At 72.5% G+C, this 21,896-nt stretch carries 19 protein-coding genes; 16 read left to right on the forward strand and 3 right to left on the reverse strand.

Annotated elements, in window-relative coordinates; genetic code table 11:
• The first annotated feature begins 462 nt into the window (after nt 1-462).
• From ABD286_RS00005 to ABD286_RS00075, 15 genes are all read left to right on the forward strand, one after another.
• A complete protein-coding gene (locus tag ABD286_RS00005) occupies nt 463-1,347 on the forward strand; it encodes a tetratricopeptide repeat protein (RefSeq protein ID WP_344189013.1) in 885 nt (294 codons plus the stop codon).
• On the forward strand, nt 1,348-2,361 hold the full coding sequence (locus ABD286_RS00010; protein ID WP_344189015.1) for an HAD-IIA family hydrolase: 1,014 nt from the start codon (nt 1,348-1,350) through the stop codon (nt 2,359-2,361). It begins immediately after the preceding gene.
• A 49-nt stretch (nt 2,362-2,410) separates the two neighbouring features.
• Nucleotides 2,411-3,175: a hypothetical protein gene (locus ABD286_RS00015; protein ID WP_344189017.1), complete on the forward strand. Its 765-nt coding sequence runs from the start codon at nt 2,411-2,413 to the stop codon at nt 3,173-3,175.
• A complete protein-coding gene (locus ABD286_RS00020; RefSeq protein WP_344189019.1) occupies nt 3,172-3,504 on the forward strand; it encodes a hypothetical protein in 333 nt (110 codons plus the stop codon). The genes ABD286_RS00015 and ABD286_RS00020 overlap by 4 nt, the downstream gene beginning before the upstream one ends.
• A complete protein-coding gene (locus ABD286_RS00025) occupies nt 3,501-4,316 on the forward strand; it encodes a TlyA family RNA methyltransferase (protein WP_344189021.1) in 816 nt (271 codons plus the stop codon). The genes ABD286_RS00020 and ABD286_RS00025 overlap by 4 nt, the downstream gene beginning before the upstream one ends.
• A complete protein-coding gene (locus ABD286_RS00030; protein ID WP_344189023.1) occupies nt 4,313-5,266 on the forward strand; it encodes an NAD kinase in 954 nt (317 codons plus the stop codon). Before ABD286_RS00025 ends, ABD286_RS00030 begins: the two co-directional genes overlap by 4 nt.
• Nucleotides 5,267-5,370: 104 nt before the next feature.
• On the forward strand, nt 5,371-7,092 hold the full coding sequence (recN, locus tag ABD286_RS00035; protein WP_344189025.1) for a DNA repair protein RecN: 1,722 nt from the start codon (nt 5,371-5,373) through the stop codon (nt 7,090-7,092).
• A 102-nt stretch (nt 7,093-7,194) separates the two neighbouring features.
• The gene (gene steA, locus ABD286_RS00040; protein WP_344189027.1) at nt 7,195-8,379 is read left to right on the forward strand and encodes a putative cytokinetic ring protein SteA; all 1,185 of its coding nucleotides are present in this window, start codon (nt 7,195-7,197) and stop codon (nt 8,377-8,379) included.
• Nucleotides 8,376-9,314 (forward strand): copper transporter, encoded by a 939-nt coding sequence (locus ABD286_RS00045; protein ID WP_344189029.1) that lies wholly within the window; start codon nt 8,376-8,378, stop codon nt 9,312-9,314. Before steA ends, ABD286_RS00045 begins: the two co-directional genes overlap by 4 nt.
• Nucleotides 9,315-9,321: 7 nt before the next feature.
• A complete protein-coding gene (locus ABD286_RS00050) occupies nt 9,322-10,140 on the forward strand; it encodes a hypothetical protein (RefSeq protein ID WP_344189031.1) in 819 nt (272 codons plus the stop codon).
• Complete coding sequence (gene murJ / locus ABD286_RS00055; protein ID WP_344189033.1) at nt 10,137-11,891, forward strand: murein biosynthesis integral membrane protein MurJ; 1,755 nt, start codon at nt 10,137-10,139, stop codon at nt 11,889-11,891. The genes ABD286_RS00050 and murJ overlap by 4 nt, the downstream gene beginning before the upstream one ends.
• Entirely contained in the window at nt 11,888-13,009 is a 1,122-nt protein-coding gene (locus tag ABD286_RS00060; RefSeq protein WP_344189035.1) for a glycosyltransferase family 4 protein, read from the forward strand. Before murJ ends, ABD286_RS00060 begins: the two co-directional genes overlap by 4 nt.
• A gap of 11 nt (nt 13,010-13,020) precedes the next feature.
• Nucleotides 13,021-14,727: a CTP synthase gene (gene pyrG / locus ABD286_RS00065; protein WP_344189037.1), complete on the forward strand. Its 1,707-nt coding sequence runs from the start codon at nt 13,021-13,023 to the stop codon at nt 14,725-14,727.
• A 35-nt stretch (nt 14,728-14,762) separates the two neighbouring features.
• The gene (locus ABD286_RS00070) at nt 14,763-15,365 is read left to right on the forward strand and encodes an NUDIX domain-containing protein (RefSeq protein ID WP_344189039.1); all 603 of its coding nucleotides are present in this window, start codon (nt 14,763-14,765) and stop codon (nt 15,363-15,365) included.
• A complete protein-coding gene (locus ABD286_RS00075; RefSeq protein ID WP_344189041.1) occupies nt 15,362-15,757 on the forward strand; it encodes a YchJ family protein in 396 nt (131 codons plus the stop codon). The genes ABD286_RS00070 and ABD286_RS00075 overlap by 4 nt, the downstream gene beginning before the upstream one ends.
• A 4-nt stretch (nt 15,758-15,761) precedes the next feature.
• Here ABD286_RS00075 and ABD286_RS00080 read toward each other — a convergent pair whose 3' ends face one another.
• Nucleotides 15,762-17,936 carry a DUF6351 family protein gene (locus ABD286_RS00080; protein WP_344189043.1) on the reverse strand — a complete coding sequence of 725 codons (2,175 nt, stop codon included), beginning with the start codon at nt 17,934-17,936 and terminating at the stop codon, nt 15,762-15,764.
• Nucleotides 17,937-18,224: 288 nt separating this feature from the next.
• On the opposite strand from ABD286_RS00080, the gene aspS reads away from it, so the two are divergent.
• Nucleotides 18,225-20,051 (forward strand): aspartate--tRNA ligase, encoded by a 1,827-nt coding sequence (aspS, locus tag ABD286_RS00085; RefSeq protein ID WP_344189045.1) that lies wholly within the window; start codon nt 18,225-18,227, stop codon nt 20,049-20,051.
• Between the two features lie 63 nt (nt 20,052-20,114).
• Here the strand turns inward: aspS and ABD286_RS00090 are convergent, their stop codons facing one another.
• The gene (locus ABD286_RS00090) at nt 20,115-20,951 is read right to left on the reverse strand and encodes an alpha/beta fold hydrolase (RefSeq protein WP_344189047.1); all 837 of its coding nucleotides are present in this window, start codon (nt 20,949-20,951) and stop codon (nt 20,115-20,117) included.
• A gap of 132 nt (nt 20,952-21,083) precedes the next feature.
• A complete protein-coding gene (locus ABD286_RS00095; RefSeq protein WP_344189050.1) occupies nt 21,084-21,887 on the reverse strand; it encodes a GNAT family N-acetyltransferase in 804 nt (267 codons plus the stop codon).
• Nucleotides 21,888-21,896: the final 9 nt, after the last annotated feature.

The raw sequence follows: 21,896 nt of genomic DNA on the forward strand, positions 1-21,896 counted from the left end.
CTGCACTGGTTACGGTGTGGGAGAGTAGGACGCAGCCGGACATACTTTCAAAAGGGCCTTCCCACACGGGAAGGCCCTTTTGGTTTTCACGGTGTCGTGCTCCACGGAAATCATGACATCTCACCATCGCAGGGATGCCCTGCTCGGCACCGGCAGTGCCCGGGCAGGGGCGAGTCCGTAGACTGCGAGTCGATTACTGCACAGCGAGGAGCAAGCGTGTCCGAGAACCAGTCAGGTCGTGACGGCCAGGGTCGTCGTCCGTCGTCGGGTGGACGTCCCGGCGGTGCCGGCGGATCCCGCGGAGGCCAGGGCGGCGGTGGCTACCGCGGTGGGTCTGGTGACTCGGGTCGTGGTGGTTCCGACCGTGGCGGTTCCGACGGCGGGTACCGCGGACAGGGCGGGCGACCCGGCGGTGGCCGCCCCGGTGGTCGTCCCCCCGGAGGCTCCGAACGGCGTGGCGGTGTGGGACGCCGCGACGACCGTGAGGCCGGCAGCTTCGACAACAGCGAGCGACGCGGTGGCCCGCGCCTCGCACCGAAGAAGCCCAAGCTCCCCGAGCCCCGCATCGCCGAGGGCGTGACCGGCAAGGAGCTGGACCGTTCCATCCACGTGCAGCTGCGCACCCTGAGCAAGGAGAACGCCGAAGGCGTCGCCCAGCACCTCGTGATGGCTGCCGCCCTGCTCGAGGTCGACGACTTCATCGGGGCAGAGGCCCACGCCGAGACGGCAGTGCGTCGCGCCGGGCGCGTGCCCGCGGCCCGTGAGGCCCTAGGCCTGGTCGCCTACCGCAAGGGGGAGTGGGCCCGTGCCCTCAGCGAGTTCCGTACCGCGAGGCGGCTGAGTGGTTCCTCCCACATGCTCGCGCTCATGGTCGACTGCGAACGAGGACTCGGTCGGCCGGAGCGGGCACTCGAGCTGGCCATGTCCCCGGAGGCGAAGACGCTCGCCGTCGAGGACCGGGTCGAGCTGGCCATCGTCATCTCCGGCATCCGGCGCGACCTCGGTCAGCTCGAGGCTGCCCGGCTCGCCCTGGAGATCCCGCAGCTGAAGGGGTCAGGACGCAAGCCGTGGTCTGCTCGCCTGTCCTACGCGTACGCCGAGACGCTGCTGGCGGTCGGCCGCGACGAGGATGCCCGTGAGTGGTTCGCGCGAGCCTCCGACTCCGACCACGAGCTCGAGACCGATGCCGCGGAGCGGCTCGCCGAGCTCGACGGCGTCATCCTCACGGACCTCCTCGAGGGCGAGGAGGACGACGACGCCGATGTGTCCGACCCCAGAGGTCGCGCCGACGATCGCCTGCACGACGGTGGTTCCGCCGACCCTTCCCGCGGGGAAGACGTCCGCTAGGTGCCGCGCCTGATCCACCGGTATGCCGCGGTCGTCTGCGACCTCGACGGTGTGGTGTACCGCGGACCCGATGCGGTTGAGCACGCCGTGGGGGCTCTCTCGGCCCTCCCCGTGCCGATCGTCTACGCGACGAACAACGCGTCCCGTCCCCCCGAGGAGGTCGCTGCCCACCTCACCGACCTCGGCCTGCACGCCAGCGGTCGTGACGTGGCCACGAGCTCCCAGGCCGGCGCCGAGGAGCTCGCCGCCCACCTTCCTCACGGAGCGCGCGTGCTTGCGGTGGGAGGGGTAGGCGTCCGCGAAGCGTTGCAGGCCAAGGGGTTCCGCGTGCTCGAACCGGCCCGCTTGCGGGACGACCCGACCCAGCGGGTCGCCGGTGTGCTGCAGGGGTACGGACCGAACGTGACCGCCGCCGACCTGGCGGAGGCGGCATACGCCGTGACGGCCGGTGCGATGTGGGTGGCGACCAACACCGACGGGACGTTGCCCACCCACCGCGGCACGGCACCCGGGAACGGCACCCTCGTCGCTGCCGTCCGTCGCGCCGTGGGGCGCGACCCCGTCGTGGTCGGCAAGCCCGAGGCGCCGCTGTACCACCTGTGCGCGGGCCGTCTCGGGATGTCGGCGCGCCGCATGCTTGCCGTGGGTGACCGGCTCGACACCGACATCGCCGGCGCCGTCAAGGCTGGGATGGACTCGGTCCTGGTGCTCACCGGTGTCGACTCCGTCACCAGTCTCGCGACCGCTCCACCCGAGCTGCGCCCGACCTTCCTGGTCGAGGACCTGCGCGCGCTCGAGCTGGAGTACGAGCCCGCCGAGACCGACTACTCGTGGTGGGTCTGCGGCAGCGACCGCCGTCGTGTGGTCGACGGGCGGTGGGACGTTGCCCACCGGGGAACCGCCCTCGAGGCTGCTCGCGCCGGGATCGCGGCCCTGCACCAGGGCCTCGATGACGGCGACCTCGATGCGGAGACGGTCCGACGCCTCGTGCGGGACCTCGACGACTGGCAGTAGCGTGATCGACGAGCAGTGGCACCCGGCCACGTCGTCCAGGAGGTCTTCCATGGCATTCGAGTCAGTGCGCGGTTACGTCCAGCTGGCGAGCGGTCTGGGGGAGCTCACGATGGCCAAGGCCATGGAGGCGGCGCAGGGGTTGCTCAGCCTTCCAGGCGCCGACGGGGTGACGCGCAAGGTCGTGCAGGCATCGACCCTGGCGGAGGAGCTCCTCGACGTGGCGAAGTCGAACCGTGCGAACCTCGTGGCGCTGGTCCAGGGCGAGGTCGAGTCGGCGCTGAAGCGAGCCGACGTCGTGCGGGTCGCCGACCTCGACGCGGCTCGGGCGACCCTGACCACCGTGACCAAGGAGCTCGCCGACCTCAAGGCCATGGTCGTCGCGACCGGTGCCTCGGCGGTCGCCGGAGCCTCCCGCGGGAGCCTGGGGAGGTCGGGTGCGGTGTCGACCTCGGCGCGGGCAACCGCGCCAGCTGGCGAGGTACCCGACGCACCGGCACCCACTGCTGCCGTGCCCGCTCCGCGCCGGGCGCGCAGCACGTCCACCGCCAAGGCGCCGGCGAAGAAGGCTGCTCCCCGCAAGGCTGCTCCCCGCAAGGCTGCTGCGACGAAGAGCGCGACGAAGAGCACGGCCACCAAGGCTGCCTCTGCCTCGACGCCGGCGAAGAAGACTGCAGCGAGAAGGACGGCAACGACGAAGACCGCAGCCTCGAAGACAGCGGCGACAAAGACTGCGGCCAAGAAGGCGACGGCGCACAAGACTGCTGCGAAGAAGACCACGCCCCGCAAGGCTCGAACGACGAAGGCCACCTCGTGAGCGAACCCACTCCCCAGCCCCGACCCGTGCCGGGTGCGCCCGTGCCGGGACCGCCTGCGCCCGGCGCCCACCTGCCGAAGCCGCCGGTCCCGGGACCCGCGGCCGTCCCCGCGGCCCCGACTGCCGGTGACGCCCAGGACGCCCAGGACGTCCATGACGTCCATGACGCTCCGGACCTCGGCGAGCACACCACCGGCGACATCGTCATCGATTCCGCCCTGCAGGACCTGCGTGACGCCCCGGCCGACGACCTCGACGCCCAGATCGAGGCCGGTCGCCGGGTCCACCAGACGCTGCAGGGTCGCCTCTCCCACCTCGGCGGCGAGTGAACGACACCACCCGGCTCGACGTCGAACTCGTCCGGCGGGGCCTGGCGCGTTCCCGGGGGCATGCCCGGTCCCTCGTCGAAGCCGGTGACGTGCACGTCAACGGCACCGAGGCCACGAAGATCTCGACCCCCGTGCGGGCGCAGGACGACCTCGTCGTCCGGGAGGCCGGACCGCGCTGGGTGAGCCGCGCGGCACACAAGCTCGTGGGGGCCTTCGAGGCGTTCGGTGACGCGGGGCTTTCTGCGGCGCAGAAGCGCTGCCTCGACGTGGGGGCGTCCACGGGTGGGTTCACCCAGGTGCTGCTCCACCACGATGCCTCCCACGTCGTCGCCCTCGACGTCGGCCACGGTCAGCTCGTGCCGGAGCTCGCCGACGACCCGAGGGTCGAGGAGCGGAGCCGGACGACCGTCCGGGGCCTGTCCGCCGACGACATCGGTGGTCCGGTGGACCTGCTGGTCGCCGACCTGAGCTTCATCTCGTTGACGTTGGTGCTCGAGACGTTCCGCGAGCTCGTCAAGGACTCCGGTGACGCGCTGGTGCTGGTGAAGCCACAGTTCGAGGTGGGGCGCACCCGCCTCGGCAAGGGCGGCATCGTCCGCAGCCAGGGCGACCGGGCGTGGTCGGTGACCGAGGTGGCGCGGGTCGCCATCGACGCAGGCCTGCATCCGAAGGGCCTCGCCGAGAGCCCGATCCGTGGGGGAGAGGGCAACGCGGAGTACCTCCTGTGGCTAACCCCGCGCGCCGAGGAGTCGCTGGGATGGGAGGCTCTGGTGAGGACCGCAGACCAGGTGAGCCTGAAGGGAGCCCCGTGACCACCGCAGATCGCCGCAGGATCCTGCTCGTGGCCCACCCGCGCCGACAAGAGGCGCACGACATCGCCACCGACGTGGTGAAGCGGTTGCACACCGCCGGCATCGACGTCGTGATGCAGCCGGACGAGGCCGCCACGCTCGGGCTGACCGACCACCCCGGGGTCTGGCCGGCGACGGCGAAGAACCCCGCGGAGGGGTGCGAGCTCATCTGCGTCCTCGGCGGCGACGGGACGATCCTGCGTGGTGCAGAGATGTCGCGGGGAACCGGGGCGCCCCTGCTCGGGGTCAACCTGGGGCACGTGGGGTTCCTCGCCGAGGCCGAGCGCGAGGACATCTCCTCGACCGTCGAGCACATCGTCGCCCGCACCTACACCGTCGAGGAGCGGATGACCCTCGAGGTCACGGCCCACGTCGACGGCACCCCCGTCTACTCCAGCTGGGCCCTCAACGAGGTCACCGTCGAGAAGGCGAACCGGGAGCGGATGCTCGAGGTCGTCGCCGAGGTCGACGGTCGCCCCCTCACGACGTGGGGCTGCGACGGCGTCGTCGTCGCGACGCCGACGGGGTCGACGGCGTATGCGTTCTCCGCCGGTGGGCCCGTGGTCTGGCCGGACGTCGAGGCACTGCTGCTCGTCCCGATCAGTGCGCACGCCCTGTTCGCCCGCCCGCTGGTCCTGGGGCCGCACTCCCACCTGGCCCTCGAGGTCGTCCCCGACACCCTCGGCACCGGTGCGCTCTGGTGCGACGGTCGGCGCGCGGTCGACCTGCCCCCCGGAGCACGCATCCAGGTGGTCCGGTCCGACACCCCTGTGCGGCTGGCCCGGCTGAGCACGTCGCCGTTCACCGACCGCCTGGTGGCGAAGTTCGACCTCAACATCCACGGGTGGCGCGGACAGGCCCGTCGCGAGGAGGCGGCCCGCACCGGCCGCGCCTCCACGATCGGTCCCTGACGGGCCGACCGACCCCGACGACCGGCCCCGACGACCGGCCCCGACGACCGGGCTCGCCGACTGTCCTCGCCGACGCCGTCGGAGCCCCGTGAGAGGGTGGCCCCGTGCTGCAGGAACTGAGGATCCAACGACTCGGCGTCATCGACGACGCCGTGCTCGACCTGCACCCGGGCCTCAACGTCCTCACCGGTGAGACCGGTGCCGGCAAGACCATGGTCGTCACCGGGCTCGGGCTGCTGCTCGGCGCCCGGGCCGATGCCGGTCTGGTCCGGTCCGGTGCCGCGTCCGCCGTGGTCGAGGGCCTGGTCGAGGTCGCCGCCGACCACCCGGCCTCGCTGCGCGCCGCCGAGGCCGGTGCCGAGGTGGGGGAGGGCCTCGTCCTGATCCGCTCGGTGTCGGCCGAGGGCCGCTCGCGGGCCCACGTCGGGGGCCGCACCGCGCCGGTGGGCGTGCTCGCCGAGGTCGGCGAGCACCTCGTCGCGGTCCACGGACAGGCCGACCAGTGGCGGCTGCGGCACGGTGACCAGCACCGCGCCATGCTCGACCAGTTCGGCGGCACCCCGGTCGCCAAGGCCCTGGCGCGCTACGTCCAGCTCCACGACGAGCACGAGGCCGCCCGCGCCGAGCTCGCGATGCTCCGTGAGCAGGCCCGTGACCGCGCCCGCGAGGTCGAGGTCCTCCAGCACGGCCTCGAGCAGCTCGAGCAGCTCGACCCCCAGCCCGGCGAGGACGCCGAGCTGCGCATCGAGGACGAACGCCTCAGCCACGCCGAGGGACTGCGCATCGCCGCAGCCCTGGCCCACGACCACCTCGGTGGGGCGCAGGAGTATGCCGCCGAGCCGGCTCCCAGCGCGATCGAGACGATCGCCGCGGCCCGCCAGGCGCTCGCGGGCGAGGTCGAGCACGACCCCGCGCTGCGGGAGCTGGACCGCCGGCTCGCCGACGTCGGGTACCTCGTGGCGGACCTCACCGCAGACCTCAGCTCCTACCTCACCGACGTGGACGTCGACCCCGCGCGGATGGCGTGGGTGCAGCAGCGGCGGGCCGACCTCACCGTCCTCACCCGCAAGTACGGCGAGACGGTGGAGGACGCCCTTGAGTGGGGGCGCACGGCGGCCGCGCGGCTCGACCTCCTGCTGAACTCCGACAGCCGGATCGAGGAGCTGGAGCCACGGGTGGCCGAGCTCGACCGCGAACGCAGCACCGCAGCCACGACACTCACCGCGGCCCGCACCAAGGCGGCTGCCCGCCTGGCCAAGGCTGTGACGACCGAGCTGTCGCACCTCGCGATGGGCCAGGCGACCGTCGAGGTGGCGGTCACCCCGCGCACCTCCGGCCTGGGGCGTCACGGCGCCGACGAGGTCGAGATCCTCCTCGCCGCGAACCCCGGCAGCCCGGCGCGCACCGTGGCCAAGGCCGCCTCGGGCGGTGAGCTGTCCCGCGTCATGCTGGCCCTCGAGGTCGTCACCGGTGCCGCCGGCGCAGCCGACGTGCCGACCTTCGTCTTCGACGAGGTCGACGCCGGGGTCGGCGGGGCCGCGGCGCTGGATGTGGGCGCGCGCCTCGCCGCCCTGGCCGAGCACGCCCAGGTCGTCGTCGTCACGCACCTGCCGCAGGTCGCGGCATACGCGGACCGGCACCTCGTGGTCCGCAAGGCCAGCGACGGGCACATCACGTCCAGCGGGATCCACGCCCTCGAGGGGGACGAGCGCCTGCGCGAGCTGGCCCGGATGATGTCCGGCGGCGAGAGCGAAGCCGCTCTCGACCACGCCCGTGAGCTCGTGGCCACCACCTCGGCGCGCCGCAGTGCGGCCGCTGCGTCCTGAGCGGGCGCCGCCACCGCAACCCCGCCGCCACCGCACCCCGATGGCCCGCACCCCCGCGTGGGACGCGCTGAGCTGCCCTGCGGCCGTGGGAGGATGGGACCGATGCCCCTGAAGATCCCCCGCCAGCGTGCCCGCGAACCCGAGGTCCCCGGGGTCCGCGGGCAGGCCCGCGTCGACGCCCGCACCAAGAACCTCACAAAGCGCCTGCGCCCCGGCGACATCGCCGTGATCAACCACCAGGACATCGACAAGGTGAGTGCCGAGGCGCTGCTGGCCTGCAAGCCTGCAGCCGTCGTCAACGCCGCTCCCTCGATCTCCGGCCGGTACCCGAACCTCGGACCCGAGATCCTCATCGACGCCGGGATCCCGTTGCTGGACAACGTCGGTGCCGATGTCATGCACGACCTCCAGGAGGGCACGCAGGTCCGGATCGACGGCGACGACCTGTGGGTCGGTGACGAGGTGGTCGCCAGCGGTCAGGCGTTCGACCACGAGATCGTCGCGGCCGCGATGACCGAGGCCAGGGCCGGGCTCGCGGTCCAGCTCGAGGCCTTCGCCGCGAACACCATGGAGTACCTGCGTCGTGAGCGCGACCTGCTCCTCGACGGCGTGGGTGTCCCCGACATCACCACCGAGATCGACGGGCGGCACGCCCTCATCGTGGTTCGCGGCTACCACTACAAGGAGGACCTGCAGACGCTGCGGAGCTACATCCGCGAGTACCGCCCGGTCCTCATCGGCGTCGACGGCGGTGCGGACGCGCTGCTCGACGTCGGCCTCAAGCCCGACCTCATCGTCGGCGACATGGACTCGGTCTCCGACGCGACGCTGCGCTGCGGTGCCGAGATCGTCGTCCACGCCTACCGCGACGGCAACGCCCCCGGACTCGAGCGGGTCCGCCGACTCGGGGTCGAGCCGGTCGTCTTCCCCGCCACCGGCACGAGCGAGGACGTCGCCATGCTCCTCGCCGACGACAAGGGCGCCGAGCTCATCGTCGCCGTCGGCACGCACGCCACCCTCGTCGAGTTCCTCGACAAGGGCCGCAGCGGCATGGCCAGCACCTTCCTCACCCGGCTGCGGGTGGGCGGCAAGCTCGTCGACGCCAAGGGCGTCAGCAGGCTCTACCGCTCCCGCATCTCCAACCTCGCCCTCACGCTCATGCTCCTCGTCGGGCTGAGCGCCCTGTTCGCGGCCCTGTGGTCGACGACGGGTGGGCGCGCCCTCCTCCAGGTCCTCGGCGCCCGCTGGGACGACCTGTGGTCCTTCGTCGTAGGAATTGTCACGTGATCGACTTCCGCTACCACCTCGTCTCCATCGTCTCGATCTTCCTCGCGCTGGCCGTGGGCATCGTGCTCGGTGCCGGTCCCCTCAAGGAGGACCTGGGCAACACCCTGACCTCCGAGGTGAGGAACCTGCGTGCCGACAAGGCCACCCTGCGGACCCAGCTCGACCTCGCCGAGCGGGGCACCCAGGCGCGGGACGAGTTCACGACGGCGAGCAACCGCAGCCTGCTGGCCTCCCGCCTCACCGACCAGACCGTCGCCGTGCTCGTGCTGCCCGGCGCCGACGCGGGCCTGGTGAAGTCGACCACCGAGACGCTGATCGCGGCCGGGGCCAAGATCGGCTCCTCGGTCCAGGTCCAGGACGCGTGGGTGGACCCCGAGAAGGCGTCCTTCCGCAGCAGCCTCGGGCAGCAGCTCGCCAGCCAGGTGGGGGTGCCCCTCGACGCCGAGGGCGACGTCCTCGACACCGTCCTGGCCCGGTCGATCCTGACCAAGGCCGGGTCGGCGTCCACCGGTGCCGCCGCCGCCCTCGAGGTGATGCGCACCGGCGACCTCATCAAGTACAGCTCGGAGGCCGTCACCCCGGCCAGCGTCGCCGTGGTCGTGGCCGGTCCCGTGACCGGTTCCGACGCCGCAGCGCGCACGGCTCGCGCGACCGCCCTGGCCCAGCTGGCCGTGGCCGTCGATGGTGCAGGAGCGGGTGCCGTCCTCACCGGCACGAGCGCGGTCCCGGGCGCCACGAACGTCACCTCCGTGGTCACCACGGTGCGCGACGACAACGACATGACCGACGTGCTGTCCACCGTCGACGACGGTGAGCTGCCGATGGGCCAGGCGAGCGTGGTCTTCGGCATCCTCGAGCAGGAGGCCGGGAAGGCCGGGCAGTACGGACTCTCCGGCGACGCCACCGCCTCGTTCCCGCAGCTCGCGACGAAGTAGGTCCGACGTGCGATCGCTGCACCCCGTGGCGACCGGGGCGTTCGCCGGTCTCCTCGCCGCCGGCTCCCTGCGGCTGCTGCGCGCCCACCCGCCGGGAGGCGCAGCGCGCTGGGACCGCACGAACCACGCCGGTGGCTCCGTGACCCTCCTCGAGGGACCTGCGTATGCCGCGGGGGCGGCCTCTGCGGCGGCCCTCGCCGGGGCAGGACCAGGGCCGGTGCTCGCGGCCACGGCCTCGGCCGGCCTCGGCGCCCTCGACGACCTCATCGGGGACTCGAGCAGCAAGGGCCTGAAGGGACACCTGGGCGCCCTGGCGCGCGGCGAGGTCACCACCGGCGCGGTGAAGGTCCTCGGCCTCGGCCTGACCGGGCTCGTGACCGCCGTCCTCGTCGACCGCCGGGTCCCGGCTGCGGACCGCCCGGCCCTCGTCGACACCCTCGTCGGGGGTGCCGTGGTGGCCGGCTCGGCGAACCTGCTCAACCTCCTCGACCTGCGCCCCGGCCGGGCCCTCAAGGTGACGCTGGCCTGGGGAGCCCTGGCCGCCGGCACGACTGGCGGCCGGAGTGCTGGTGCGGCGGCCGCCGGAGCAGCGGTCGGCCTGCTGGGACCTGACCTCGCCGGCCGGGCGATGCTCGGCGACACCGGCGCGAACAGTGCCGGAGCCCTGCTGGGCAGCGCACTCATCCAGTCGACGGGGCGACGGGGCCGGTTGCTGTCGCTCGCCGTCCTCGCCGGGCTGACGCTGGCCTCGGAGAAGGTGTCCTTCACCAAGGTCATCGAGTCGACCCCGGTCCTGCGTGACCTCGACGCCCTGGGCCGCCGATGACGGCCGGTTCGTCGAGCACCGGTTCGTCGGGCACCGGTTCGGCCGACGTCGGTTCCGCTGACGCTGGTGCGGCCACGCCCGCCTCGTCGGGGTCCGCCCGGTCGATCGGCATCGGCGTCGCCAAGGCGGCCGGGCTGATCGCGGTCGTCACGCTGCTCGCCCGGTTGGTCGGCTTCGGACGCACGCTGGTCTTCGCCAAGGGGGTCGGCGCCACCGAGGTCGGTGACGTCTACCAAACGATCAACGTCATCCCGAACGTCGTCTACGAGGTCGCCGCCGGGGGCGTGCTCGCGGCGGTCGCCGTACCGCTGATCGCCCACCAGCTCGGGCTGGGGCGCACCGCCGAGGCCGACCGGGCCGCGTCGGCGCTGCTCACCTGGGCCGTCGTGGTGCTCACGCCGCTCAGCATCCTGCTCGCCCTCCTCGCGCCGTGGCTGAGCCGAGCCCTGCTCGGCGTGAAGGCCGGTGCCGACGAGGTCGCCCTCGGCTCGGACATGCTGGTGCTCTTCGCCCCGCAGGTCCTCCTGTACGGCGTGGGGATCGTGCTCGCCGGGGTGCTCCAGGCGCGCCGCAGGTTCCTCGCCGCGGCCCTGGCGCCCCTGCTCTCGAGCCTGGTCGTCGTCTGCGCGTACGTCGCCTACGGCGTCATGGTCGACCGGGCCACGAGCCCCTCGACGATCTCGACCGGAGCCGTCTGGACGCTGGCCGGCGGCACCACGCTCGGGGTCGTCGTCCTGAGCCTGCCGCTGCTGGCTCCCGTGCTGCGCGCGGGGATCCGCCTGCGACCGACCCTGCGCTTCCCGGACGGACTCGCTCGCCGGGCCGCGTCGCTCGCAGGAGCCGGGGTCGTGGCGCTCGTCGCCCAGCAGGCTGCCGTCCTGACCGTCCTGTGGATCACCCACCACCGCACCGACGTCGTGGGCACGGTGAACGTCTACACCTACGTCCAGGCGGTCTACCTGCTGCCGTATGCCGTGCTCGCCGTGCCGATCGCGACCAGCGCCTTCCCGACGCTGGCCCACACGGCCGCCGAGGAGTCCGCCGCGTCGCGTCCCGATGCCTTCGTCGGGACGGCGGCCAGGGACACCCTCGCCCGTTCCGTCCAGGGCATCGTGCTCCTCTCCGCGGGTGCGGCGGCGGTGCTGATGACCGTCTCCCGTCCGGTCGGGGCCTTCTTCGCCCACCTCGACCGTGGTGCCGCCGCCGGGGGAGGGCCGGCCCTCGCAGCGATGCCGGGAGCCCTGTCCGCCTACGCTCCCGGCATCGTCGGGTTCGGGGTCGCCGCCCTGCTCACGCGGGCCTTGTACGTACGTGGACGCCCTGCCCTGGCGGCTGCGGCCGTGGCCGCCGGGTGGGCGGTGGCTGCCCTCGTGCCGCTGGCCCTGTTGCCGGACGGGTCAGGGGCCGGGGCCACGCTGGGCGTCCTGGGCGTCGGCTCCTCGCTCGGGATGACGCTGTCGGCGTTCGCCCTCGTCATGCTCGTCCGGCACGCCTGGGGGTCGGAGGCCACCGCCGGGAGCGGACGCACCCTCGGCGCCGCGGTCGTCTCCGTCGCCTTCGCCCTCGGCGTCGGCGACGCGCTCTCCCGCACGCTGTCCACCTCGTCCCTCTGGTCCGCCCTGGGCAGTGGCGTCGCCGTGGCCTTCGTGACGCTGGCGGTTTACCTGCTGGTCATGTCCTTCGCCGACCGCAGCACCATCAAGGCCCTGCGCGAGCGCGGTCGCAGCCGACGCCGGGGGAGCGCCGCGTGAGGATCGCCATGGTCGTCGGTCGCTCCACCGGCGGCATCGGCCTGCACGCCGTCGACCTCGCGGGTCACCTGCGCGCCCTCGGCGACGACGTCGTGCTCGTCACCGACGAGCTCACGGCGCAGCGCTTCGACCAGCCCGGGGCGCTGCGCTGGTGGCCCACCCGTGCCGGTGGCCTGCGGGGCCTGGTCGACGGGGTGCGCCGGCTCCACCGGCTCGCCCGGTCCTCCGACGTCGTGCACGCGCACGGCCACCAGGCGGGCCTGCTCGCCGTGGTCGCCGCCACCGGCACCTCGACGCCCGTGGTCGTCAGCCAGCACAACGCCGTCCTGCGCGGAGCAGGTCCCCGCGCCATGGTCTCCCGCCTCGCCTCGTGGGTGGTGCAGACGGCGGTGGCGCGGCGGGCAGCCCTCGTGACCGGGGCCTCGTCAGACCTCGTGGACGTGGCCCGGTCGCACGGCGCGCGGACGGCCCGGCTGGCCGCGGTCCCGTCGCCCCGGGTCCCCGAGCTCGTAGCCGCCCCGCTCGTCGACGTCCGCGAACGGCGGACCGGTGCCGAGGCACTCCTGGCCGCACGCGGCATACCGGCCTCGGGGGCCCTGGTCCTCACCATCTCGAGGATCGCACCCCAGAAGAACCTCGACGTGCTCGTCGACGCGGCCGCCGGGCTGAGGGTGCGCACCCAGTGGGTCGTCGTCGGTGACGGCGACACCACCCTGCTCGCCGAGCTGCGCCAGCGGGCCGCGCGGGTGGACGCGCCCGTGCACTTCGTCGGAGCCGTGGGCGACCCCACGGCGTGGCTGCGCGCCGCGGAGGTGTTCGTCCTGCCCAGCCGGTGGGAGGCACGGGCCCTGGTCGTCCAGGAGGCGATGGCTGCCGGCGTCCCCGTCGTCGCCAGCGACACCGGCGGCCTGCACGACCTCGTCGACGGTGCCGGGGTGCTCGTCCCGGTCGGCGACGCGCCCGGGTTCGCCGCGGCCGTCGATGCCGTCCTCGCCGACGACGAGCGCCGCGGACAGCTCTCCCAGCAGGGACGGGAGCGGGCCACATCGTGGGACGACGGGGCGGCGACGGCGCGCCAGTGGCGCGAGTGGTACTCAGCCCTGCCCGGGATGACGTAGGCTTGAACCCCGTGGTGGAGCAGACGAAACACATCTTCGTAACCGGGGGCGTTGCCTCCTCATTGGGCAAGGGTCTGACGGCGTCGAGCCTCGGCCTTCTACTGCGGTCGCGTGGTCTACGGGTCACCATGCAGAAGCTCGATCCGTACCTCAACGTGGACCCCGGGACGATGAACCCGTTCCAGCACGGTGAGGTCTTCGTGACCGACGACGGCGCCGAGACCGACCTCGACATCGGGCACTACGAGCGCTTCCTCGACAGCAACCTCGTGGGCCTGGCCAACGTCACGACGGGCCAGATCTACAACCAGGTGATCGCCAAGGAGCGTCGCGGCGAGTACCTCGGCGACACCGTCCAGGTCATCCCGCACATCACCAACGAGATCAAGGAACGCATGCGGGCGCAGGCCGCCGGCAGCCCCGGGGTCGCGCAGGCCGACGCGCCCGACATCATCATCACCGAGATCGGTGGCACCGTCGGCGACATCGAGTCCCTGCCGTTCCTCGAGGCCGCCCGCCAGGTCCGCCACGACGTGGGCCGCGACAACGTGTTCTTCCTGCACGTCTCGCTGGTGCCCTACCTCGCCCCCAGCGGTGAGCTGAAGACCAAGCCGACCCAGCACTCGGTGGCCGCCCTGCGCCAGGTCGGCATCCAGCCCGACGGGCTCGTCCTGCGCGCCGACCGCGAGATCCCCGACGGCATCAAGCGCAAGATCTCGCTCATGTGCGACGTCGACACCGAGGCCTGTGCCGCCGCCGTGGACGCCCCGAGCATCTACGACATCCCGAAGGTCCTGCACAAGGAGGGCCTGGACGCCTACGTCATCCGCCGCCTGGGCCTGAACTTCCGCGACGTCGACTGGCACGACTGGGACGAGCTGCTGCGCCGGGTCCACCGCCCCGAGCACACCGTCGAGATCGCCCTCGTCGGCAAGTACATCGACCTGCCCGACGCCTACCTCTCGGTCACCGAGGCGATGCGTGCCGGCGGCTTCCAGAACGACGCCAAGGTCAACATCCGCTGGGTCGCCAGCGACGAGTGCCAGACCGATGCCGGGGCGCAGCGCGCGCTCGGCGGGGTCGACGCGGTGCTCGTGCCCGGTGGCTTCGGCGTCCGTGGCATCGAGGGCAAGCTCGGGGCGCTCAAGTGGGCGCGCGAGCGGCAGGTCCCGACGCTCGGCATCTGCCTGGGCCTTCAGTGCATGGTCATCGAGTACGCCCGCAACGTCGCCGGGATCGCGGGGGCCAGCTCGACCGAGTTCGACCCGCAGACCCCCGCTCCGGTCATCGCGACGATGGAGGAGCAGAAGGCGTTCGTCGAGGGTGCCGGCGACCTGGGCGGCACGATGCGCCTCGGGTCCTACCCCGCCAAGCTCGCCGAGGGCTCGGTCATCGCCGAGGCGTATGGCGCGGTCGCCGTGGACGAGCGCCACCGGCACCGCTACGAGGTGAACAACGGCTACCGCGACGAGCTGGAGAAGGCCGGGCTGGTCTTCTCGGGGTTGTCCCCGGACAACAACCTCGTCGAGTTCGTCGAGCTCCCGCGCGAGGTGCACCCCTACTACGTGTCGACGCAGGCGCACCCGGAGTTCAAGTCACGACCGCACCGGGCGCACCCGTTGTTCGCCGGGCTCGTCGAGGCCGCGATCGACGCCCAGCGGGCTGCCCGACTCGTCGAGGTCGAGCGGCCGCGCACCGCCGCCGACGCCACCGCGTGAACGAGCCTCTCGCCGACCGCTTCGAGGCGCGCCCCGTGGTATCCGCCTCGACGGTCTTCGAGGGCCGTGTCTGGGACGTCGTCAGCGAGACGGTCGACCTCGGCGACGCCGGCGAGGTCACCCGTGAGTTCGTCCGGCACCCCGGTGCGGTGGCGGTCGCGGCGGTGGACGACCAAGGCCGCCTCTGCCTGATCCAGCAGTACCGGCACCCGATCCGCACCTTCGAGTGGGAGATCCCGGCCGGGCTGCTCGACGTCGACGGCGAGCCCGCGCACGTCGGCGCCGCCCGAGAGCTGCACGAGGAGGCAGACCTCGTCGCCACCACGTGGCACGTGCTCGCGGACTACGTGAGCTCCCCGGGTGGGCTGGACGAGGCACTGCGCATCTACCTCGCCCGAGACCTGTCGGCGGTGCCGCACGACGAACGGCACGACCGCGACGGCGAGGAGCTCGGCATGCCGCTGCGCTGGGTGCCGCTCGAGGAGGTCCGCGACGCCTTCCTCGCCGGCCGGCTGCACAACGCCACCATGGGCATCGCTGCGCTGGCCGCACTGGCCTCCCGCGACCAGGGGTGGGCGACCCTGCGGCCCGTAGACGCGCCCTGGCCGAGCCACCCCTCGCAGCGCCACCTCGCGTGAGCGGCGCCTTCGGCGTCACCGCTCCCGAGGACTGCCCCTGCGGCACCGGAGCGCCGTACGCCTCCTGCTGCGGTCCGCTGCACCGTGGCGAGTCCGTCGCCACGACGGCAGAGCAACTCATGCGCAGCCGGTATGCCGCGTACGTCCTGGGCGACGCGCCACACCTCGCGCGCACGTGGCACCCCCGCACCCGGCCGGAGCCGCTCGAGGTCGTCGCCGACGCGGGGTGGCTGAGGCTCGAGGTGCTGGACACCGTCGCCGGTGGGCCGGACGACCAGACCGGCGAGGTCGAGTTCGTCGCCCGGCACGTGGACGGGCCGCTGCACGAGCGCAGCACCTTCGTGCGCCGGGCCGGGCGCTGGGTCTACCTCGACGGCGACGTCCGGGCCTGACCCGTCACCGGATCACCTGCCAGGTCCCGGCCAGCGGCTTCTGCCCGATCCCCTTGCGGTTCCAGTCGCAGACGCCGGTGGGGAAGACCGCCCGCAGCTCGCGGAGCTGGGCGGACGACGGTCGCTGCCGGTAGTCGCTCGCGTCGACCGGCTTCTTCGCGCAGGCGACGACGTCGTCGGTCAGGGGAGCGCCACCGACCATCCGCGGAGTGGGGTAGGCGGGGTAGAGGCGCCCGCACTCGCCGCGGTTGTCGAACGACAGCGTCTGCTCGATCTTGCGCGGGGTGGTGTCCCGGGTCCAGCACGCGTCGGTGAGGCTTCGCGGCTTCGCGGCGGCGACGGAGGCCGTGGTGCGCGTCCCGGTCTGGGTGCTGAGCCGCGTCAGCCACTCGTCCATCTGCGTCAACGCGCCCCGTAGGACCGGGCTGGTCAGGCCGAAGAGTCCGTGGCGGTCGTCCTCCTCGAGCATCACGTGGTTGGCGGCCGTGCCGTTGCGCTCGACCAACCGGGCGCGGGTCGAGAAGCCGTGGACGTTCATGTGGATGTCACCGCCCTTGACGCGGTCGGTGTAGGCGCGGTAGTCGATCACCGGGGTGGTCGCGAGCCCGGCGCCGGTGTCGAGGATGCGCCCCGTGCGGTAGGCGGCCTCGGTGGCCGAGCGGTCGGCCACCGTCCGCCGGGGGACCGGGTTGGCGTCACGGTCGATGCCACCGACCCGGCGGTTGAGGTCGACGAACTGGTCCCAGCTGATCGTGCCGGCGTCGAGGGCGGCCAGGCCGTACTGGATGCCGGTGTTGTCGAGCGGGCGCAGGGCGAATCCCGTTGCCCGGTCACGGCCGTAGACGTTCACGGTGTGGTCGAAGACCGTGCCGCGCGCGCCGTCAGGATTGGTCTGTGCGTCGTACCGCAGCTCGGGAGCCAGTGCCGCCGGGAACTCCTCGTCCGGGTCGAGCCGCTTCGCGCCGTCGCTGAGGTTGGGGATCGAGGCGACGACGCCGAAGCCGGCCACCGCCCGTTGCTGCTCGGTGGTGAACGTGCCCGGCGCGGTCTTCATGAAGTAGGTGTCGAGGACGCGGGCGTCCAGCAGGGTGAGGTTCGTCGCGGAGGTGACGTCGGGGAAGGAGCAGCCGGCGACGACCCCGTCGAGGACACCCGGGTAGTTGTCGGCGATCTGGTGGCCCTGGTAGCTGCCGCCGGAGCAGCCCCAGCCGATCGTGAACCTCGGTGCCCCGAACTGCTCGACGACCTTCTCCTTGAGCATGATCGCCGTCTCCGAGGCGAGCAGGTCGTTGCAGTTGTTGCCGAAGACGTTGAGCGAGCTCGAGGCGACGACGTACCCGCGTGAGATCAGCTCGCGGTCGAGCACTCCGCCCGTCCCGGTGCCCTGGGAGTACCAGCCGCCCCGGCACCCACCGCCGAAGGTCAGCAGCAGCCGGTTGTTCCAGCCGGGGCTGCGCGTGGTGCGGGTCGGTGCGGGGGTGCTGGGGTCGTGCAGCATCGCGACCTCGTACACGGCGCGGTTGACCGTGCCGGTCTCGACGCGCACGAGGAAGGGCACGGTCGCCCCGGTGGTCGTCGTCGTGGTGGCGAGGTCGTCCGGGCGCTGGCGCGGGTCGGCCAGCGGCTTCATCGTGCCGTCGGTGCTGCCGTAGGCGTAGTCGACCCGGGTCGGCGCCGAGCAGTCCGCATCGGTCGGGGTCCCGAGGGACGCGCCGGTGACGGTGCGCCACTGGGCCGTCGTGCAGGCGTACGGGGTCTCGTGCGGACCGCTGATGATCGGGCCGGAGGCCGGGTGGTTGACCACCCGGAGCCTGGTGCGTTCGCGACCCTGCGTGGCCACGAGGTCGGTCCGCCCCAGCCGCAACCCGTCCACCAGCCCGGAGGCGCTGAGCCCGCCGGGGTCCACGGTGAACGCCCGGCTGACGTCACGCCCGTCCGCGGTCACGCGCAGCCGGTCGACCGACCGGACGCCGTCGATGCGGACCAGGACGTCGCCGCCGGTGACGAACCCCGCCCGGGTCGACACCGTCTCCATGGTCAGCCGCTCCGGCCCCCGGGCAGCCACCGGGCTCGAGGCAGCCACCGGGCTCGAAGCGGCGGCAGGAAGACTCGTGGCACCGAGGGCGACGCCCGCGGCGGCGACGACGGCGAGCGGAGGCAGGAGGGCGGTGCGGCGCATGGGGACTTCCTCGGTCGGGTGGCCGCACCTCGTCGTGCGGCCCACCCCATCCTGAAACGGACAATTCACCCGGGCAACCCCGGGCCGTGGAGTGAGACCGCGCCATACCGGTGTCGTGTCCCCGTCCTGTTCCCGTCGCGCCCCCGTCGTGCACCCCGCCCGCCCGCTGCCGCCGCCCGCGCGCGGCAGAAACCGATTCGTGGGGGCCGTGGCCCGGTCCGTAGGATGGGCGGGCTCGACCGGACCCCCCGGGCGGGCAGTCCCGTCCCCGAGATCGAAGGAACTCCTGTGCTTCGCACCCACGAGGCCGGCACGCTGCGTGCCGACCACTCCGGCCAGACCGTCACGCTCACGGGCTGGGTCGCCCGTCGGCGCGATCACGGCGGAGTCGCGTTCCTCGATCTGAGGGACGCCAGCGGCGTCGCGCAGGTGGTCGTCCGGGACGAGGTCCTCGAGCAGGGTGGCGCCCACGACCTGCGCAACGAGTACTGCGTGCGCGTCGTCGGCGAGGTCAAGGCCCGCCCCGAGGGCAACGCGAACTCCGAGCTGCCGACCGGCGAGATCGAGGTCATCGCCGGCGAGATCGAGGTGCTCAACGCCTCGGCTCCGCTGCCGTTCCAGATCGACGAGCGCGTCACGGTCGGCGAGGAGGCCCGCCTCAAGCACCGCTACCTCGACCTTCGTCGTCCCGGTGCGTCGTCGGCCGGTGCCGCGGTCCGCCTGCGCTCGCGCGTGAACGCCGCCGCCCGTTCCGTCCTCGGTGCCCGCGACTTCGTCGAGATCGAGACCCCGACGCTGACGCGGTCCACGCCCGAGGGTGCCCGCGACTTCCTCGTGCCCGCGCGCCTCGCGCCCGGCTCCTGGTACGCCCTGCCGCAGAGCCCGCAGCTGTTCAAGCAGCTGCTCATGGTCGCCGGTATGGAGCGGTACTACCAGATCGCGCGCTGCTACCGCGACGAGGACTTCCGCGCCGACCGCCAGCCCGAGTTCACCCAGCTCGACATCGAGATGTCGTTCGTGGAGCAGGCCGATGTGCTCGAGCTCGGCGAGGAGATCGTGCGCGAGGTCTGGAAGCTCATCGGTGTGGAGCTGCAGACACCGTTCCTCCAGATGACCTATGCCGACGCGATGCGCCGGTACGGCTCGGACAAGCCCGACCTGCGGTTCGACAACGAGCTCGTCGAGTGCACGGAGTACTTCAAGGACACCACGTTCCGCGTGTTCCAGGCCGAGTACGTCGGCGCCGTCGTCATGCCCGGCGGTGCCTCGCAGCCCCGCAAGCAGCTCGACGCCTGGCAGGACTGGGCCAAGAGCCGCGGGGCCAAGGGCCTGGCCTACGTGCTCGTCCAGGAGGACGGCACCCTCGGGGGTCCGGTGGCCAAGAACCTCACCGACACCGAGCGCGACGGCCTCGCCGCCCACGTCGGAGCGAAGCCCGGTGACTGCATCTTCTTCGGTGCAGGCGCGACCAAGTCCTCCCGCGCCCTCCTCGGTGCGGCCCGTCTGGAGATCGGCAGGCGCTGCGACCTCATCGACGAGAGCGCCTGGTCGTTCCTGTGGGTGCTCGACGCCCCGCTGTTCGAGCCCACGTCCGACGCGGTCGCCGCGGGTGACGTCGCCGTCGGCGGCGGTGCCTGGACCGCGGTGCACCACGCGTTCACCTCGCCCAAGGCCGAGTTCCTCGACACCTTCGACACCGACCCGGGCCCGGCGCTCGCGTACGCCTACGACATGGTCTGCAACGGCAACGAGATCGGTGGCGGGTCGATCCGTATCCACCGCCGCGAGGTGCAGGAGCGGGTCTTCAAGGTCATGGGCCTGTCGCAGGAGGAGGCGCAGGAGAAGTTCGGCTTCCTGCTCGACGCGTTCGCCTTCGGCGCCCCACCGCACGGTGGCATCGCCTTCGGGTGGGACCGCATCGTGTCGCTGCTCGTCGGCACCGACTCGATCCGCGACGTCATCGCGTTCCCGAAGTCCGGTGGCGGCTACGACCCGCTGACCGCGGCTCCTGCCCCGATCACCCCGGCGCAGCGCAAGGAGGCCGGCGTGGACGCCAAGCCCGCCGAGGCCAAGGCGGACGCCCCGGCCGGCGAGGCGGCTCCTGCCATCAGCTGAGCGTGAGCACGACGAAGGGCGAGGACCACCCGGTCCTCGCCCTTCGTCGTACCCGCCCTTCTGCTACTTCGCGAGGAAGGTGAGCAGTGCGGTGTTGAACTCGTCCTTGTGGGAGACGTTGATGCCGTGCGGCCCGTCCTTGACGACGTGCAGCTCGCTGCCGGCCACAGCCTCGTGGGTCTTCTGGCCGGAGACCTCGAACGGCACGGTCCCGTCGCTGTCGCCGTGGATGACCAGCGTCGGGACGTCGACCTTGGTGAGGTCGTCACGGAAGTCCTCGACCCAGGCGGCGATGCACTGGGCGGCAGCCTCGGGGTCGGCCTGGGCCGCGAGGGCGAGGGCGTCCTGGCGCTGGGCCTCGGTCACCTTGAGGTCGTCGCCAGCGGTGAAGAAGCCGGTGGTGAAGGTGTCGAAGAAGCCCGACGGGTCCTTGCGCAGGTCGGCCTGCATGCCCTCGACGGTGTCCTTGTCGAGGCCTCCCTCGGGGTGGTCGTCGCTCTTGAGCAGGAACGGCGGGATGGCCGACGCGAAGACGGCGCTGTGCACGCGGTCCGTACCGTGCTTGCCGATGTAGCGGGCCACCTCGCCGCCACCCATGGAGAAGCCCACGAGCGAGGCGTCGCGCAGGTCGAGCTCGTCGAGGAGCTCCTTGAGGTCGTCGGCGAACGTGTCGTAGTCGTAGCCCTTCTCGGGCTTGTCGGACTCACCGAAGCCACGGCGGTCGTACGTGACGACGCGGTAGCCGGCCTCGGTGAGGGCAGGCACCTGGTCGGCCCAGGACCTGCCGCTGAGCGGCCAGCCGTGGATGAGGACGACCGGACGACCGGTGCCGCCGGTGTCCTCGTAGTGCAGCTCGACGTCCTTGGACAGCAGACCGGAGGATCCCTTGACGGTGGGCATGTGTGGTTCACCTTTCAATCGAAAAGCTGGACCTTTCGACCCTAGGCACATCTCGGGAAGTTCGCAGATTAGCCAGAACCGCACCGGACCTGTGAACACCTCGCCGACGACGGCTCAGGTCAACGGCTCAGGTCAACGGCTCAGGTCACGACTGGACCAGAGGTGGACCTCGCCGTACCCGAGGCCGGTGTAGACGCGGCGGGCCACGGCGTTGTCCGAGTACATCCCGAGGGTGCAGACGCCCGACTCCTCGACACCCTCCCGGGTCAGCCGTGCGGTGACGGCCACGCCCAGGCCGGTGCCGCGCGCCGACGGGTGCACGGTGATGCCCGACAGGTGCGGGTACCCCGCGGCGTTGTGCTCCCGCACACCGCAGGCGAGGAGGCTGCCGTCGTCGCCGCGGACCCCGGCCCAGTGCTGGTCGGGGTGCTCGAAGGGCCGGGCGTCCGTGCGGGGATTGCCCGCGGCGAGCAGCTCACGGATCACCGGCTCGTCAGCGACCTCGAGCCGCACGACGCGGTCCTCGGCAGCGGCCCGCGCCGGGACGTCCGTCGCGCAGAGCCACTCCCAGTCGTTCCCGTCGGCGAGTGGCAGGTGGCGCGCGACGGCGTCGAGGGACCCCCTCTGCACGGCCACCCGGCCCAGCGGTTCGGGCAGCAGGTCCTCGGCGACCATCGTCGCGAGGAGACGGTCGACATCCGGCGGTGGCCCCATGACGAGCAGCCCGTTGCGTCGCACCTGCGTGTGGCGGGGGAGGGCGAGGGCCGAGCCCAGGCGGAGGGCGGGGGACGGCAGCTGTGCCGGGATGTCCCACCGCAGGAAGGCGCTTCCGCCGCTGACCTGGACCAGCTCCTCGTGGTCCCAGATCTGTTGCAGCGCAGTCCATCTCGCAGCAGCGCCCACCCGGTCAGGGTTCGTCCGCTCCTGGCTGCTCATGGGGTGGTG

The sequence above is a fragment of the Pedococcus aerophilus genome (assembly GCF_039532215.1).
Classification (GTDB): domain Bacteria; phylum Actinomycetota; class Actinomycetes; order Actinomycetales; family Dermatophilaceae; genus Pedococcus; species Pedococcus aerophilus.